The following is a 17185-nucleotide window of genomic DNA, read 5'->3' on the forward strand; positions in this document are numbered from 1 at the left end:
ACACTTGTAAAAGTGGAATTATACGTCTAATAAATAAGCAAGATTAATAATAATTGGGTAAAATCATTGGAAGATCCCGCATTTTTAGCCAATCGCCTTCAGTATAAGAATAAGAAGCTAAACAAGCTCTTACAGAAATACAAACAGCGAAACCAACTACAGCATGCTCTCATACAATTGTCTGAGCTAGCAAACACGGTTGCTGAGCTAACTCTGCTATACCCGGCTATTCACGATATTCTTAAACAATACCTACCCAGTAACAGCTTTTATGTTGTGCTGCAAAATCAATACACCCAGACTTTAGAGCTCTCTTACTTTGTTGATGAAAAAGACGGCATTGCTGTACCAATTCAAGAGTCACATCATTTTTCTGATGGGGTAACCGGTTTTACCTTTAGACAAGGCAAAACCGTTCATATTGATAAACAAGAAATGAGCCGCTTAAGTCAGGAAGGACAGTTCAAGCTACTCGGCTCTCCTGCCGAACATTGGCTAGGGGTGCCGATCCGCCAAAACAAACATATTATTGGTGTAATGGTTACTCAGAGCTATGACAAGACTCTTTCATATACTGAGCAACAAGTCGAATTACTTGAATTTATTTCACTTTATCTAGGCACAGCGATCGAGCGCGTAAAAAAACGTGAACTACTTGAGTCAGAAGTAAAAATACGCACCCGTGCTGTGATGCAAAGTAATGAGGCTTTAAATAAAGAAATCGAAAGTAGAAAACGCGCACTAGAACGGCAACAAATTCTTTTCAAGATATCAGAACTTGCTACGCAATTTACTGATATTGATGATGTATACAAACAAGTACATCGTATTATTCGCTCGATCACATTTGCCGATAACTTATACATTGCACTCTATGATAAAGAATCTAGCTGGCTAAGCTTCCCGTATTGTGTTGATGAAGTCGGTCAGTATTTACCGCGTCCATTTGCCAATGGCTACAGCGAACTCGTGATTAGTACAGAGCGCAGTCAACTGATTAACCGAGAGCGCGCTGAAAAACTAATAAAACAACAAATTGTTATCCGTAAAGAATCTGATGTTATCAAACCGGCCAGCAGTTGGATGGGCGCCCCGCTCAAAACCGCCAATGGCGTTATTGGTTTAATTGCCTGCCAAGCATACGACGACAAGTATGAATTTACGCACGAAGATCTTGAACTGATTTCGTTTATTTCAAACCAAATAGCGTCAGTTTTACAAACACATCTTGCGAATCAGGCACTGAAACAAAGCCACCAACAATTAGAACAGCGTGTCGCTGATAAAACCAAGGCGTTACAGCAAAGTAATTTACACCTGCAAATGCAAATTGAAGAGCGCAAGAAAATTGAAAAGCAGCTCTATCATGACGCACATCACGACCCGTTAACTGGCTTACCGAACCGCAGCTTGTTCTTAACCCAGCTAGAAAAGACACTGAATAAATACCAAAGGCATCCTGATTATAATTTCTCAGTACTCTTTATAGATTTAGACAAATTTAAAGATATTAATGACGAATTAGGTCATCAAGCCGGTGATCAGTTCTTAATTTGGGTGAGCAAAGCTTTCTCTGAGTGTATTCGAGATCATGATTTATTAGCGCGTCTTGCCGGTGATGAATTTGTAATTCTATTAGATCACCTCAGTGATAAACAGCAAGCTGAAGACGTCGCTAAACGCATTATTAAAGTGATGCAGCAGCCTTTCGTAATGAAAGGGCAAACCGTTTACAGCGGCGCCAGTATAGGTATTACCTATTCAAATAAACGTTATCAGCATATCGACGAAATTATTCGCGATGCCGATGCAGCCATGTATTACGCTAAAAATGCAGGCAAAGGTCGCTATGAGTTTTATCATCCACTGTTAACAGCTGGCACATCGTCGAACAAAGTAGAAACTGAACAACATAACTTAAGCAGTTTAACAACGCACTTTAGATCAACTGATGTCATCGACTTCTCAAGTAATCAAGTGCAGCTAGAGCTGTTAGAGATATTTGGCAATCACCCTATTTTAGGCAGCACCAGTTTTGATGTGTTGAAAAAGTTTACCGCTGAGAAAAGCGAATTACTTGACCTTGAGTTTTCTCTTTTAAAGAAAACACTTATTTTGAGTGAAACACATCACCAGGAGCTGCTGTTTAGCTGTGCTGCAGTCGTCCTAGAAAGCGATAACTTCTCGCACTTATGCCATTTACTAAAGCAGCATAGCCATAATGTTTGCTTATTGTTCAGTGAAGAAGAGCTCAGATTTGCATCTAGCACGCAACTTCAAAACCTAGAAACGCTTACTCATATGGAGTTTTCTGTAGGTCTTAATGATTTTGGTAAAGATCGTTGCGATTTAACGCTACTCAGCAAAATTGACTTTCAATATTTATTATTGAGTTCAACTTTTAGTAAACGCGTTTTACAACAACCCTGTTACGAAGTGCAACTACAAGGCGTGTTGGCAGTGACTAAGATGCGTCAATGCAAAGTGATTGCCAAAGGCCCTGCCATTCTAAATTTCAGGACCTTACTGGAAAATCACGGCTTGCAATTATTCTTTGGTAAGCAAGTTAACTACGATAAAGATACTCGTGGCAATGCTTTATTAGAGCTGCCAACTGAACCTTTATCGCTTTAACATGGCACGTAAATTAGCAACGCGTGCTTGACCTGATTGCATGCGTTCTTGTTGCGATTGTACGGTTTTCTTTTGACCTTCTATTTGTAAATCATCTTGTGGCAGCTCCTGCACAAAACGACTCAACTCCGGTGTTGAAACTTCGCCAAACTGACGGCGGTTTTTCGCATACGTCATGGTTAAAGTTTGCTGCGCGCGGGTGATCCCCACGTAAGCAAGGCGACGCTCTTCTTCTACGTTATCTTCATCAATACTGGTTTGATGCGGTAAAAAGCCTTCTTCCATACCTACCATAAAGACATGCGGATATTCCAAACCTTTAGAGGCATGCAGCGTTAATAACTGCACGGCATCGCTGTCGTCTTCTTCTTCGTTGCGTTCTAACATATCGCGAAGTGTCAGCTTACTGACCACTTCGGGTAAGGTCATCGGTGGGTTATCAGCATCTCCGGTTAACATATCGGTGATCCAACGATATAGCTCTGAGACGTTTTTCATACGCATTTCTGCTGCTTTTGCGCTAGGTGATGATTCATATAAATACGCTTCATAATTAATTTCACGTACCATGTCTTTCACCGCTTCAAGTGTATCACCGCGCGTTGCTCTGTCTGACAGCTCAACCACCCAACGGGCAAAGCCCATCAATGCATTAAAGCCACGCCCCGCTAATCGGCTAGCCAATTCAGGTTCAAAACATGCTTCGAATAAACTGATGTGTTTTTCGTTAGCTAAGCTACCTAGCTTTTCAAGCGTAACTGGGCCGATTTCACGTCTTGGCGTATTCACAATACGTAAAAATGCGTTGTCGTCGTCCTGATTCACTAACAAGCGTAAATACGCCATGATGTCTTTGATTTCGCTACGTGCAAAGAACGACATGCCACCACTGATTTTGTAAGGAATGCGGTTACTCATCAGGGCTTTTTCAAACACCCTCGCTTGGTGGTTACCGCGATATAAAATGGCATAATCTTTGTAGCTAGTGCGTTTCATAAACTTATGAGAGATGATTTCGGCTACCACGCGCTCTGCTTCGTGTTCTTCATCTTTGGTGGCGATCACTCGAATTGGGTCGCCATACCCTAGCTCACTGAATAACTGCTTATCGAATTCATGGGGGTTATTGGCGATCAAAATATTCGCGGCTTTTAGAATTCGTCCCGCGCTTCGGTAATTTTGTTCCAATTTAATCAGGCGCAAACCAGGGAAGTCTTTTGACAGTAAAACTAGGTTTTGCGGCTTTGCTCCTCGCCAAGAATAAATCGATTGGTCGTCATCACCTACCACGGTAAAGCGCGCACGCTCACCCACCAGTAATTTCACCAACTGATACTGGCTGGTATTGGTATCTTGATATTCATCCACCAGCAAATAACGAAAACGCGCTTGCCAGCGGTCTCTTACATCTGGATTTTGCGCCAACAGTAAAGTTGGGATCATGATTAAATCATCAAAATCTAACGCGTTATATGCACGTAATTGCACCGCATAACGGGCATATAGTTGTGCGAACAAAGCTTTCTGCGGTTCACGGGCTTCGCGAATAGCGCGCTCAGGCAAAATAAGTTCGTTCTTCCAACTGCCAATTTGCATCTTCAGCAAATTCAGAAGGTCTTTATCTCTATCTAATTCTTTTTCGGTCAACTCTGCCAAAAGTTGGTGGGTGTCTTGATCGTCAAAAAGTGAAAAGCCCGGTTTAAATCCCAGTGTTTTAAGCTCTTTTTTGATGATCTCTAAACCTAACGTGTGAAACGTAGAAACCCATAAACCTTTTGCCTCTTGCTTGCCAAGGGTTTGGCTTACTCGTTCACGCATTTCTTTTGCAGCTTTATTAGTAAAAGTTACCGCTGCAATGTTTTTTGCTTGGTATTCGCAATGTTGCACAAGATAAGCAATTTTGTTAGTAATTACGCGTGTTTTACCTGAGCCTGCACCCGCTAAAACGAGGCAAGGACCACTGATATATTTAACCGCTTCATCTTGTTTAGGATTGAGTTTCATTTTGGCAGGTCCGAAATTCTGGGGCGATAATTCTATCGTAAAGGCTAGTGAGTCTCTAGAACTCATTTGATCTAGAAAGGTGCCGAAACTAAACCGAATTTGCTACTATGGCGTAAGTTTAATTAATCGCCTCCATATCAGGTAATCAATCATGATCAACCCAGCTAAAATTGAAGAGATCGCCAAGCAGATTTCTAGCAACATGCCACAGGGTGTAAAAACTCTAGCAGAGACTTTCGAGTCGAAAACCAAGCAAGCTATCCAGAACAAGTTAACTGAGATGGATTTTGTCAGCCGTGAAGAGTTTGATATTCAATCACAAGTGCTGATCAGAACCCGTGAAAAGCTGATGCAATTAGAAGAAAAAGTTGCCCAACTTGAGGCTAAACTTGCTGAGCAAGATCCAGCGGATAAGGCGGAATAAGCCAATCCTATAATTGAGAAAGGAGCCTAGTCGCTCCTTTTTACTTTCATATACTTACTTGAGATAACGCTTAGCGATATGTTCTACCGCCTGGCGATGCATTTGGTCCACTTCACTGCCATGGCAAGTTTGTGAGTTGAGCGCTTTCAACAAGCCATCTTCTAAACCATACACCCAACCATGTACTGTAAGCTCCTGCTTTCTCTGCCAAGCGTCTTGCACCACATTGGTTAAACATACATTGCGCACTTGCTCAATAACATTCAACTCACACAAGGCCGCACAGCGTTGTTGCTCCTCAATACTAGACAAGAGCCCTTGATGCTTTTCTTTTACATCGGCAACGTGCCTTAGCCAGTTATCAATCAAACCAAAACGGGCTTCATCTAATACAGCCTGTACACCACCACAACCGTAATGACCAACGACCATAATGTGCTTCACCTTTAATACTTCAACAGCGTATTGCATCACTGATAAGCAGTTATGATCGGTATGAACCACCACATTCGCGACGTTGCGATGCACAAACAACTCACCCGGCATTAAATCAACAATTTCGTTCGCGGGTACCCGTGAATCAGAACAACCAATCCATAGATATTCAGGCTTTTGTTGCGCAGCTAGCTTGCTAAAAAATTCGGGGTTTTTAGCTTGTGTGCGCTCTGCCCAAGCTTGATTGTTTTTAAGTAAATGGTCGAGTTCACACATAATTTGGCCTTAATTTGTTATTTTATTTGCCTGAATGAGAATGTTGCGCGGCGTTAAAGACTTTTCACAAAACTCAGTAAGTTGCACATCGTAACCCGCTTGCTGTAAATACAATGCTCTATCTAAGACCAGCCATAATTCAATGGCTCGTCTGAATACATGCCTGACTAATTCAATACGGTCGGTAATTTTCTTTCTTTGTTCACCTAAGCGCAGATAATGCTGATAGTCACATGACTCAGGTAAGGTTACTTGCTTTTGCTCCGCCGCCCATTGACAGAAGTCAGCAAACTCACCAGAAAATATTTGTTTATTAATTGAAGGCACACTGACATAAGGTTCTACGCCTGTTACCTCTCGGCGTAATGCATCAAAACCCAAGCGCCAAGTGACTTCTGTTTGTCGTACCCTTGTAACCCGACTCGGAGCCGTGACGGTTTCTTGCAGCGCTAATTTCATATCACTGTGGCTCAATTGCAATGCACTTTGTTTACCCTCTGTACTCATGGCCTCATGAGCTGGCTCGGTAAACAAGTGATAACAACAAGGCGATAGACTGATTTTGTCACACTCTGCTTTGATGGCCTGCTGCATAAAAACCTGATGCAAACGCCCACAAGCATGGAGAGCCACAGCATGTTGTTGCTGGCTAAAGCAGTCATCGGTATTGTCTTGTAACACATCCGCACAGCGAAAATGCATGTTTAACCCCTGCTGTTTTGCGCTATGCTGCCCTTGTTCACACAAGTTAGCTTGTAATTCGACACTTTGTACATGCTGTGCCCCTTGATGCGCCAAGATACGGCCCAAATGCCCTTTCCCTGCACACCATTCTAAAACTGGCTGCTCACCATTATCGAGGTGTGAAACGAAATCTTGTAGCTGCAGTAATTTACGACCTTTAATGCCGTTACTAAGCCAAAAAGGCAAATCGGCTCTTTGCTGCTCGACATAAGGTAAGTAAGTGAGTTTAGATAACTCAGCAACGGCGGGAATAAAATCAGCAAACACTTCATACAGGCGAGTTTGATCAGCGTCTAATTCTCGCACTTGCTCATCACTGAGTTCATTTAGAAATTGCGTTAATTGCTCATCGTGCCAAGGAAATTCGCTGTAATCAAAAGCCACACGCTGCCAATAGGCACGAGTCTGCTGCAAGCAATGATCTAGCTGAGTAAATAAAGACGATAACGGCACTACACTTCCCCGACCCGAAAAACCGCTATTCTACCTCGTTTTCATTTTCTTGTGCTGACTCATTCAGCTTGTAACGGCGCTTTTTATTAAAAATAAGATGCAGATATAACGGAATACTAAACAGGGTAAGGGCACATGCAGCTATCAACATCCACGACCATGGCAAAATATTTTCTGGCAATTTTAGCTTGTATATAAATCGATCTCTCACGGCATCATATTGTGCCATATCTAAACCATATATCTGCCCAATCCAGCGCCAGTGTAAGTCTGACATATTACCAATGGTCACCCCAGGCGGAGCAATATAAGGGCGCAGCTTTTCAGCTTCATAGGCAATTTGTTCAACGCTCTTATGTGTGGCATATTTTCGATGCGTTACTTCAATACTTTCTTGTAGATGCAACATGGCATAGCGCCACCCTTGCAGGCTTGCTTGTTTAAATTTTTCAACAAGCTCTGGACGGTGTAGTAATACATTCTCACTGGTAAACAAGATGTCAGCGTATAAATTGAGCCCATATTGTTTTGGGCAAATTTGTCTTATCTCAATCCCCTGTTGCTGCATTTCAAATGGCTCATTTGAGGTATACACTTGCAGCGCATCAAACTTGCCAGCCTTAAAATCAGCAATGGGTTCAAAACCAGCGTATAGCGACACATCATCTTTACTTACACCCGCTTGCTCTAACATCAACATCAACTCTGCGACTCCTAAATGGCTAACTCGCTTTCCTTTAAAGTCGACGGGGTTATAAATATCGCTATCCGCTTGTACCATCCAACAATAAGGAGACGATTGCAAAATCGCAGCGATTGCCACTAGTGGTTTGCCTTGTAAACGGTCGGCCAAAATACCTGAGTGAGTCACACCAAAATGTGCTTGCCCTGAGAGGACTTTAAAATGTGTGTCAGGATCTTCAATATCTGCGGGGATAATAGAGACATTTAAGCCTGCACGCTCATAAAAGCCTTTTTCTAACGCCATATAATAGCCCGCAAACTGAAATTGGTGCGTCCATTTAAGTTGCAGCACCACTGACTCTAATGCAATGGCTGAGGGGAGAAAAAGTAACAGTAAGCTGAATAAGCTAAACCGTTTGAGCATGAAAGTCCCTTGTTCTTCTAATTAATGAGGATGACTAAACTATAGAAAAACAAGGGTGATTTGCAAGCAATTAACTATTAACTCGCCTGCTGCTGTTCAAGCTCTTGGTTCTGTAAATACTGAGCGAAACACGGGTTATCAGTCTCGTCCCAATACTTATACCCTAACTTAGCGAGATGCAGGTTAAATAAACTTTGCTGCTCTGGTGCAATATCAAACGCAGCAAGCACATTGCCCTCTGCCGCACCATGATTGCGATAATGAAATAAGGTGATATTCCATTCACTGCCAAGGGTCTCTAAGAAACGAGCCAATGCTCCTGGATATTCAGGGAACTCAAATCGGAAAAGGTGCTCATTCAATGGTACTGGCGGTTTGCCCCCCACCATATAACGAATATGCAATTTTGCTAGTTCGTTATCTGAAAGGTCTTCAAAGCCATAACCATTGGTTTGCAGTACTGACTTAACCTCATCTAACTCTGGCTGCCCACCACGCAAGCCAACGCCTACGAAGATTTGTGCGTCTCCTTCACCAGCATAACGGTAATTAAACTCAGTGATAGCTCTGCCACCTAAAGCATGACAAAAACGCTTGAAGCTGCCTTTTTCTTCTTTAATCGTGACACCAAAAAGTGCCTCACTTTTTGCACCCAACGCGGTGCGCTCAGCAATATAACGTAAGCGATCGAAGTTTAGGTTAGCACCCGACAAAACTGCAGCGAGTTTAAGCCCTGTTTGACCACATTGTTTGCTCCACTTGGTTAAGCCCGCAGTGGCCAACGCACCTGACGGCTCGGCGATAGCACGTGTGGCGACAAAGATATCTTGCACCGCAGCACAGATTTCGTCTGAGCTCACAGTCACTACTTCATCACAGAACTTTTGCGCTAAACGAAAGGTTTCTTTGCCTATGATCTTTACCGCAACACCGTCTGCAAAGCTGCCAACTTGCTCAAGTTCAACTGGCTCACCGGCTTTCAGCGCCGCATCTAAACAAGCGCTTTCTGCTGACTCAACGCCGATGACTTTAATGTCTGGTCGTAATGACTTGATATACACCGCCATTCCCGCAAGCAAACCACCGCCGCCAACAGGTATAAATACCGCATCGAGGTTGTGTAATTGTTGCATTAATTCACGAGCAACAGTGCCTTGTCCGATGATCACATCTGGATCGTCAAACGGCGGCACAAATACCGCGCCTTGCTGTTCAGTCAGCGCATAGGCATGAGCTTGTGCGGCATCAAAATTATGGCCATGTAAAACCACTTCACCACCAAGATTACGTACTGAGTTTACCTTGATATCAGGCGTTGTAACGGGCATCACTATGGTCGCTTGATGACCTAAATGCGCCGCGCTCAGCGCCACACCTTGGGCGTGATTACCCGCAGACGCGGTGATCACTTTTGTGCCTTTAGGTAACTGACGCAACTTGTTATAAGCACCGCGTAATTTAAATGAATAAACAGGTTGTTGATCTTCGCGTTTTAAAAACACCTGCTGGTTAAGTTGCTTGCTAAGCGAGGTCAGCTCGCTGACCTCTGTGACTTTCGCAAGCGGAGCCATATCCGCTTGGATGATGGCCCGAAAGTAATCGAGTTCTTGTGCCACCATGACTAACTTAACTCCTCGAGTTTCGCTAAATCACGCACCGCACCTTTATCGGCACTGGTTGCTAATAAAGCATAGGCTTTTAATGCTGGCGACACTACGCGTTGTCTATCTAATGGCTTATAAGCGTCTTTGCCGCGTGCATCTTGCTTTTCACGGCGTGCAGCCATTTCAGCATCGTCAATTAATAGATGGATGCCGCGATTTGGGATATCGATGTGAATGCGGTCACCATTCTCAACCAGCGCGAGCGCACCACCACTGGCCGCTTCTGGCGAAGCGTGACCGATAGATAAACCAGAAGTACCACCCGAGAAACGGCCATCTGTTAGGAGTGCACAATCTTTATCTAGGCCCATCGACTTTAAATAACTGGTCGGATAAAGCATCTCTTGCATACCCGGACCACCTTTCGGCCCTTCGTAGCGGATGATAACCACATCACCTTTTTTCACTTTGCCGTTTAAGATGCCATCAACTGCGTCGTCTTGTGATTCAAACACTACGGCAGGACCCGTGAAATCAAGCATTTCGTCAACTACACCGGCACTTTTTACAATACAACCATCTGGGGTCAGATTACCTGAAAGCACTGCTAACCCGCCATCTTGACGGAAGGCGTGCTCAACACTGCGTACACAGCCATTTTCGCGGTCAATATCAAGGGTGTCCCAACGATACTCTTGGCTCATTGCCTGAGTAGTACGAATACCCGCAGGACCTGCCCGATAAAAGGTTTGCGCACGTTCATTATTGCTATCAGTTGCATCCCAGCGCTGTAACACATCGCCTAATGTGCCACCCGCTACATGGCCTACTGATAGGTCTAACTTTTCAGCTTTAGCGAGCTCATTCAGGATACCCATGATGCCACCAGCACGGTGCACATCTTCAATATGATATTGCTGAGTCGCAGGCGCAACTTTGCATAAGAAAGGGGTAGTGCGAGATAGACGGTCGATATCACTCATATCAAAATCAACTTCACCTTCTTGCGCTGCGGCAAGTAAGTGCAGTACCGTATTTGATGAGCCACCCATAGCAATATCTAAAGTCATGGCATTGGTAAACGCCGCTTGATTCGCAATATTGCGTGGTAATACTGCGTCATTGTCATTGCGATAATACTCGTCACACAAGGCCACAATGCGTTTTGCTGCACCCATATAAAGTTGATGACGATCTTTATGGGTTGCCAAGGTCGTGCCATTGCCAGGCAACGCTAAACCTAGCGCTTCCATCAAACAGTTCATTGAATTTGCGGTAAACATGCCTGAACACGAACCACATGTAGGACAAGCCGAACGCTCGACTTTTTCTGAGTCTTCATCGCTCACCGACGGATCAGCGCCTTTTACCATGGCGTCTACTAAGTCGAGTTTGATATCAATGTCGGCTAGACGGGTTTTACCTGCTTCCATCGGGCCGCCAGAAACAAAGATCACCGGAATGTTTAAACGCAGTGCCGCCAGTAACATCCCCGGGGTGATCTTGTCACAGTTAGAGATACACACCATGGCATCGGCACAGTGCGCATTCACCATATACTCAACTGAGTCAGCAATTAGGTCGCGAGAAGGGAGTGAGTAAAGCATACCACCGTGACCCATGGCGATACCGTCGTCGATGGCAATGGTGTTGAATTCTCGAGGCACACCGCCCGCTTCACGAATGGCATCCGCCATTAAATCGCTGAGCTGATTGAGGTGCACATGGCCCGGTACAAACTGCGTATAAGAGTTCACAACAGCAATGATCGGTTTTTCGAAATCACTGTCTGTCATCCCTGTTGCACGCCAAAGTGCGCGAGCACCTGCGCGTTGTCTACCTTCAGTGGTGGTCTTACTACGTAGTTTAGCCATGGTTTAGCCCTCAATAATATGCGGCAGCTTCTGGTTGTTTGCCGACTTTCCTCATTCCCAAAATTCAATACGATGGCTGCAATTAAGGCCGCAGCCACACCTCAAACGCTTAACAGCGTCTTAGTCGATATAAGTTAACCAACCATTTTCGTCTTCACTTTGACCTTTTACTAAATCAAAGTAAGCGTTTTGTAATAGCTCAGTGATCTCGCCACGTTTACCTGTGCCAATTTCAATCTGGTCTACACTGCGAACCGGTGTCACTTCTGCAGCAGTCCCTGTCATGAAGAATTCATCTGCAAGATAAAGTGCTTCACGTGCAATCGGCTCTTCGCGCACTTCTAAACCAGCTTTGCGGGCAAGGTGCATCATAGTGTCACGAGTCAAACCCGGTAAAATTGCCGCTGTGGTAGGGGGTGTGAATAACACGCCATTTTTGATGATGAATAAGTTTTCACCTGCGCCTTCACTGAGGTAACCGTTCACATCTAACGCAATACCTTCAACATAGCCATTACGCTTTGCTTCACCTGAGATCAGTTGCGAAGATAAATAGTTACCACCAGCTTTAGCCGCGGTCGGCATGGTATTTGGTGCTAAACGATTCCAAGAAGAAATACAGGCATCAACACCCGCTTCTAATGCGCCATCACCTAAGTAAGTGCCCCACTCCATCGCTGCAACGGCAACATCGGCTTTGTGTGATTTAGGATTTACACCCAAACCCACATTGCCTAAGAATGCGAATGGACGTAAGTAGGCATTCTTTAAGCCATTCTCACGTACCGCTGCTTTACAGGCTTCATTGATTTCTTCAGCCGTGTAAGGGATCTGCATACGATAGATTTTTGCAGAGTCGAATAAGCGTTTAGTGTGATCTTGTAAACGGAAAATCGCCGGACCTTTTGGTGTGTCATAGGCACGCACACCCTCAAACACTGAACTACCATAGTGAAGCGCATGGCTTAATACGTGTGTCGTCGCTTGCTCAGACGGAACCATTTCACCATTGAACCAGATCAGGTCAGATTTATTACTCATGTTTATTACCTTGTATTAATTATTCTTTTCTTTCGCCCTTAATATAGAACGATTATCCAATAGCCTGTTGCTGCATCGGTTGCAGCTCAACCTGTTTTACCTCAACCAGCTTACTCAGTTGCGAGGTTAATAGATAGATGGGTTTGTCACTGTCCACGGTCATTTTGACTTGAAACAATTCATCTTGTCCTTCTAGGGCTAGGTCTAATAACTGGAATCCACGGTGACGGACCACACGTAAGAAACGTTCAATTGCGACACTTTGTTGTTTTACAGCAATATTAAGTTGGTGTTTCATTATGCATTCTCCGTCATCATTTCATCATTTGCGGCACCCGGTGGAACCAGCGGCCATACGTTTTCTTTATCATCGATACAAGCGTGTAAAATATAAGGCCCTTCAGATGCCACCAGCGCATCCACCGCCGCATCTACTTCGCTTGCATGAGTAATGGTTTGTCCCGGAATACCAAAAACAGCAGCAAGCTGCACAAAATCAGGGTTATCTGATAAGTTTGTTTCACTATAACGCCCTTCAAAAAACAGCTGTTGCCACTGCCTTACCATACCGAGTCTTTGGTTATCTAATATTAAGATCTTTACAGGAAGATTATTTCTGCGGATGGTCGCCAATTCTTGGATGTTCATCATGATCGACCCATCACCGGAGACAGTGATCACCATGTCATCAGGACGTGCGATTTGTGCACCGATTGCCGCAGGTAAACCAAAGCCCATGGTACCCGCACCGCCACTACTTAAATGGTTGTGTGGGCTGGTGAATTTCATATGCTGCGCCACCCACATTTGGTGCTGGCCCACATCACAACACACCACGCCAGTATTTGGCATACGCTTGCTGAGTTCATTTAATAGATAAGGGGCAAAGACTTTTTCGCCCGGGTAGTCATAACGCCAAGCATGTTCTTTTTTCATTGACGAAGTGTGTGCTAACCACTGTGCATCTGTCACAAAGCACGCTAGATGAGGAATGGTAGCTTTTAAGTCGCCAATCATCGACGCTGCTGCAGGTTTTCGTTTACCAACTTCTGCGGGGTCGATATCAAGATGAATTACTTTCGCCTTCGATGCAAACTTAGCCAAGTTACCTGTTACGCGGTCATCAAAACGTGCACCGATACACACTAAAACATCACATTCTTGTACTGCTATGTTGGCAGCTTGACCACCATGCATGCCTAACATACCTAAATCATATTCATAGTCAGGTAAAACACTGCCCAGCGCTTTTAGTGTTGAAACAGCCGGCATGTGCGTTTTATTTAAAAATTGCATCAGCTCAGCTTGCGCGTTCGCGTTGTGCACGCCACCACCCACATAAGCCACCGGCTTTTTCGCTTGTGCTAGCAGTTGCTCAGCTTTGACAACTTCGTTCATATCGAGCTCGGGCGCTTCTTCTTCAAGCGCAAGCCAAGGGTGAAATGGTACTTGTGCTAGCTGAATGTCTTTTGGAATATCAACCAACACAGGGCCCGGACGACCTGATAACGCTAAATGCATGGCTTCTTGCAATACTTCAGCTAAATCTTCAGCGCGTTCAACCATGTAACTGTGCTTAGTGCATGAAAGCGACATACCTAACACGTCTACTTCTTGGAATGCGTCAGAGCCGATAGCCGCCGTAGGTACTTGCCCTGTGATGGCCAAAACAGGCACTGAGTCCATCATGGCATCAGCAAGTGAGGTGATTAAGTTAGTGGCACCAGGTCCCGACGTAGCAAAACATACCCCTAGCTTGCCAGTAGTGCGGGCATACCCTACTGCCGCAAATCCCGCACCTTGCTCATGACGAGTCAGGTAATGCTTAACAGGCGCGCCATACAACGCATCGTAGATTGGCATGATCGCCCCACCTGGGTAACCAAATACCTCTTTAACGCCATGTTTGGCCAGTAAATCTATTAGTAACTCTGCGCCTGTCATCTTCGTTCCTCATTCCCAATCTGACTGCTGTTTAACTTAAATTCGACCCTAAAACGAAAAAGCCCCCCGAACTTTTCAGTGCGGGGGGCTTTTTGCTTAATACTTTTCTTTCAGCACTAACCAGCCCCCGCGGTAATAATAATCACCACGTTGATAATCACGACTAGTAGAGAATGTGCTGTTTTGAGCATTTAAAAATCACCTGAATTAATTACCGCAACGGTATACAATATTCACCTCGTTGCGTTCTTTTTCTATTAGTACCGCGAGTAGCCTATTAAGTCAACAGCAAACCCTATGTTATTTACAGATTAAAACCCTCAAACAAAACATTTAAAATCTAATTATCTTGAAAATACGAAATAAATATCCAAGCAATTAAAAATAACTCCCGCTTATCCGGTACATATAAAAATTAACAACACATTTTTTGTTTATTCAAAAAATCACCACTGCGCCATTTTTCATGGAAACTTGTTATTATGTTGGGGAAACTTTTCTAAAAGGGAATAATATGTTCAGCACCGTAAATCGCGCTTTTTTCGCGCTGTTTTTAATCCTCTTACTAGTCTTCTCAAACCAGTCAGTTGCACTTTCTCCGGCCCTGTTCAAGGTCGAAAAAGCTGGGGTGACGTCTTATTTATTTGGCACGGTTCATGTGGGTGATAAAAGTATGGATGGCCTACCAAAGAAAATCACCCAAGCAATTGAGCAAACTGATGAAGTCATCGTTGAAGTGAACATTGAGGCGCTCAATGCATTCGAAGTGCAACGTCGCTCAATGCCTTTTATGACTTTACCACATGGTCGAACTTTAAAAGACGAAATTAGCGTCGAGCATTACGAAGCACTAAAGCAGTATTTTGCAGCAAAACAGATCAATATCGCGTTATTTGACAACCTAGCGCCGTGGGCTGTGATGGTCACTATGATGCAGATTGAGTATCAAAATCTGGGCTACCAAGAAGATTATGGGATCGACAAACAAGTGATTGCCCATGCTAAAAAGCACAATAAACCTATCGGCGAGTTAGAAACCCTAGAGCAACAACTTGAAATGCTCAGCACGCTAGGCGTTAAAGGTGATTTGATGATAAGCACCACCTTTGAGCAATTAAAAGATGTTGAACACTACTTTCTAGATTTGGTTAATGCCTGGAAAAATGGCGATATGGACATCTTAAACAAGTATTACCAACTCAGCTTTGATGACTCTGACTATGGCAAGTTCAGCGAAGAGGTAATGCTCACTCAGCGTAATAATAATTGGGTTAAACAATTGACACCAAGATTAACAAAAGAGTCGTTATTTATTGCTGTGGGTGCCCTTCACCTACCTGAAAAACATGGTTTAATCACTCAGTTAAAAGCACAAGGCTTCAATATTACCCGTCTATAAATCAAAGCCTTATAATGGCAACGGTGATATTATCGCTGTTGCCATTAAAATTTTTAAAATTCTTTTAAACCTTTTTCAACCTAGCTGTCGTCTAACTTATTAAACAACATCAATCAGGGTGACGACGATGAAAAAATTATTATTAGCTGCTTTAACCACTGCTGTTATTTCTGCGCCAGTTTGGGCCGAAGGCTCTAGAACCATTGAACAATCTTTTAATATTGAAAATAGCACTGAGTTAGAAATTGATTTTCCAGTCGGCAGCCTAGAGATGACCAGTTACGATGGTGACCAAGTTCAGGTCACAATTCGTTTAGAGCCGAAAAACCATGATGGCTGGTTTACTGATAAAGTCGATTTAAGTGCAGTAAAGCTGCAATCAACACGTCAACGCCAAGAGTTATCACTGTCTATTGATGATGATAATTTAGAGCAAACTTGGGAAGTCAAAGTCCCTAAGAGTATGAGCCTAGATGTTGAAGTCGGTGTCGGTAAAATTGAAATTCAAGCAATTGAAAATACTGCGGATGTCGAAGTAGGTGTTGGCAAGGTACGCATCGACACCGCCATTGATGACTTCAAACAAGTTAATCTTGAATCTGGTGTGGGTAAAACAAGTTTATCTGGTTTTGTAGGCAAAGCTCAGTCTCATAAAAAAATGGTCAGCTCACAAACAGAATACTTCGGCTCTGGCCAATATAACTTAGAAGTTGAAGTAGGTGTAGGCAATATCAAAGTGCGCCACTAAGTTACTAAACTTAAATTATCTAACTCCCTTTGCCCGGTCTTGCACCGGGCTTTTTGATCTCTTTTACACCCTTGTTTATAACCTCAGGTTTTAAAGAGATGATTTTTTAATCCCCCTTTGCTTGACACCTAGACGGCTAAAATGTTTCAATGCCGCCTCACCCTATTTGAGCGCAGTGGAGCATCGTCTCGGCTGCCAGGGCTGGAAGAGGAGCGTTATTCAGGTAGCGCGGTTGAGGAGAGCAAACTCCGTTGATGCCGTAGCGAGGGGAATTAACGCCGAGAAGTAAACGTATTTGCTAGACGTTTATTTCGGGCGACTGGGCTGAATCCCAGCGACTGTCACCAATTGCGTAAGACGCAAGAATTTTGGTGGAGAGCTTCTGGTCTTAGAAATAAATAAGGCCAGTTTGCCTTATCTTTTTTAAGTCCATTGCTCTTCGAATTTTAACTGTTCGAAGTATGGGCACCCTCCTTACTCCGGACATGCTATAAGTT

General features: G+C 43.9%; 13 protein-coding genes and 1 riboswitch. Of the genes, 4 read left to right on the forward strand and 9 right to left on the reverse strand.

The features are described 5' to 3' along the window. Positions 1–66 precede the first annotated feature (66 nt). A complete protein-coding gene (locus ACH784_RS16490) occupies positions 67–2634 on the forward strand; it encodes a diguanylate cyclase domain-containing protein (protein WP_404392034.1) in 2568 nt (855 codons plus the stop codon). On the opposite strand, the gene rep is transcribed toward ACH784_RS16490, so the two are convergent. Then, positions 2623–4638, reverse strand: coding sequence for a DNA helicase Rep (rep, locus tag ACH784_RS16495; protein ID WP_404392036.1), 2016 nt, complete (start codon positions 4636–4638; stop codon positions 2623–2625). The genes ACH784_RS16490 and rep overlap by 12 nt on opposite strands. Positions 4639–4789: 151 nt before the next feature. On the opposite strand from rep, the gene ACH784_RS16500 reads away from it, so the two are divergent. Beyond that, positions 4790–5062 carry an accessory factor UbiK family protein gene (locus ACH784_RS16500; protein WP_138477818.1) on the forward strand — a complete coding sequence of 91 codons (273 nt, stop codon included), beginning with the start codon at positions 4790–4792 and terminating at the stop codon, positions 5060–5062. Between the two features lie 54 nt (positions 5063–5116). On the opposite strand, the gene can is transcribed toward ACH784_RS16500, so the two are convergent. From can to ilvG, 8 genes are all read right to left on the reverse strand, one after another. Next, on the reverse strand, positions 5117–5773 hold the full coding sequence (gene can / locus ACH784_RS16505) for a carbonate dehydratase (RefSeq protein WP_404392039.1): 657 nt from the start codon (positions 5771–5773) through the stop codon (positions 5117–5119). A gap of 9 nt (positions 5774–5782) precedes the next feature. Beyond that, on the reverse strand, positions 5783–6970 hold the full coding sequence (locus tag ACH784_RS16510) for a methyltransferase (protein WP_404392041.1): 1188 nt from the start codon (positions 6968–6970) through the stop codon (positions 5783–5785). Positions 6971–6995: 25 nt separating this feature from the next. Further along, a complete protein-coding gene (locus ACH784_RS16515; RefSeq protein ID WP_404392043.1) occupies positions 6996–8078 on the reverse strand; it encodes an ABC transporter substrate-binding protein in 1083 nt (360 codons plus the stop codon). A 77-nt stretch (positions 8079–8155) separates the two neighbouring features. Next, positions 8156–9697 (reverse strand): threonine ammonia-lyase, biosynthetic, encoded by a 1542-nt coding sequence (gene ilvA / locus ACH784_RS16520; protein WP_404392045.1) that lies wholly within the window; start codon positions 9695–9697, stop codon positions 8156–8158. A 2-nt stretch (positions 9698–9699) separates the two neighbouring features. Beyond that, positions 9700–11556, reverse strand: a complete 1857-nt coding sequence (gene ilvD, locus ACH784_RS16525; protein ID WP_404392047.1) for a dihydroxy-acid dehydratase — start codon at positions 11554–11556, stop codon at positions 9700–9702. A gap of 120 nt (positions 11557–11676) precedes the next feature. Beyond that, positions 11677–12597: a branched-chain amino acid transaminase gene (locus tag ACH784_RS16530; RefSeq protein WP_404392049.1), complete on the reverse strand. Its 921-nt coding sequence runs from the start codon at positions 12595–12597 to the stop codon at positions 11677–11679. A gap of 52 nt (positions 12598–12649) precedes the next feature. Further along, entirely contained in the window at positions 12650–12895 is a 246-nt protein-coding gene (gene ilvM / locus ACH784_RS16535) for an acetolactate synthase 2 small subunit (RefSeq protein WP_058031265.1), read from the reverse strand. Then, entirely contained in the window at positions 12895–14541 is a 1647-nt protein-coding gene (ilvG, locus tag ACH784_RS16540) for an acetolactate synthase 2 catalytic subunit (RefSeq protein WP_404392051.1), read from the reverse strand. Before ilvG ends, ilvM begins: the two co-directional genes overlap by 1 nt. A 514-nt stretch (positions 14542–15055) precedes the next feature. On the opposite strand from ilvG, the gene ACH784_RS16545 reads away from it, so the two are divergent. Together ACH784_RS16545 and ACH784_RS16550 are read left to right on the forward strand one after the other, a co-directional pair. Further along, on the forward strand, positions 15056–15940 hold the full coding sequence (locus tag ACH784_RS16545; protein ID WP_404392053.1) for a TraB/GumN family protein: 885 nt from the start codon (positions 15056–15058) through the stop codon (positions 15938–15940). 127 nt (positions 15941–16067) lie between these two features. Beyond that, on the forward strand, positions 16068–16688 hold the full coding sequence (locus ACH784_RS16550) for a hypothetical protein (RefSeq protein ID WP_404392055.1): 621 nt from the start codon (positions 16068–16070) through the stop codon (positions 16686–16688). Between the two features lie 197 nt (positions 16689–16885). After that, a riboswitch (Lysine riboswitch) is annotated at positions 16886–17078 on the forward strand. Positions 17079–17185: the final 107 nt, after the last annotated feature.

This window comes from Pseudoalteromonas phenolica (genome assembly GCF_044788725.1).
Classification (GTDB): domain Bacteria; phylum Pseudomonadota; class Gammaproteobacteria; order Enterobacterales; family Alteromonadaceae; genus Pseudoalteromonas; species Pseudoalteromonas phenolica_C.

Bases quoted from the DNA above. Each gene is read 5' to 3' on its own strand.
- rep (WP_404392036.1), bottom strand. From the start codon at position 4,638: ATGAAACTCAATCCTAAACAAGATGAAGCGGTTAAATATATCAGTGGT.
- ACH784_RS16545 (WP_404392053.1), top strand. From the start codon at position 15,056: ATGTTCAGCACCGTAAATCGCGCTTTTTTCGCGCTGTTTTTAATCCTC.
- ACH784_RS16500 (WP_138477818.1), top strand. From the start codon at position 4,790: ATGATCAACCCAGCTAAAATTGAAGAGATCGCCAAGCAGATTTCTAGC.
- can (WP_404392039.1), bottom strand. From the start codon at position 5,773: ATGTGTGAACTCGACCATTTACTTAAAAACAATCAAGCTTGGGCAGAG.
- ilvM (WP_058031265.1), bottom strand. From the start codon at position 12,895: ATGAAACACCAACTTAATATTGCTGTAAAACAACAAAGTGTCGCAATT.
- ACH784_RS16550 (WP_404392055.1), top strand. From the start codon at position 16,068: ATGAAAAAATTATTATTAGCTGCTTTAACCACTGCTGTTATTTCTGCG.
- ilvD (WP_404392047.1), bottom strand. From the start codon at position 11,556: ATGGCTAAACTACGTAGTAAGACCACCACTGAAGGTAGACAACGCGCA.
- ACH784_RS16530 (WP_404392049.1), bottom strand. From the start codon at position 12,597: ATGAGTAATAAATCTGACCTGATCTGGTTCAATGGTGAAATGGTTCCG.
- ACH784_RS16515 (WP_404392043.1), bottom strand. From the start codon at position 8,078: ATGCTCAAACGGTTTAGCTTATTCAGCTTACTGTTACTTTTTCTCCCC.
- ilvG (WP_404392051.1), bottom strand. From the start codon at position 14,541: ATGACAGGCGCAGAGTTACTAATAGATTTACTGGCCAAACATGGCGTT.
- ilvA (WP_404392045.1), bottom strand. From the start codon at position 9,697: ATGGTGGCACAAGAACTCGATTACTTTCGGGCCATCATCCAAGCGGAT.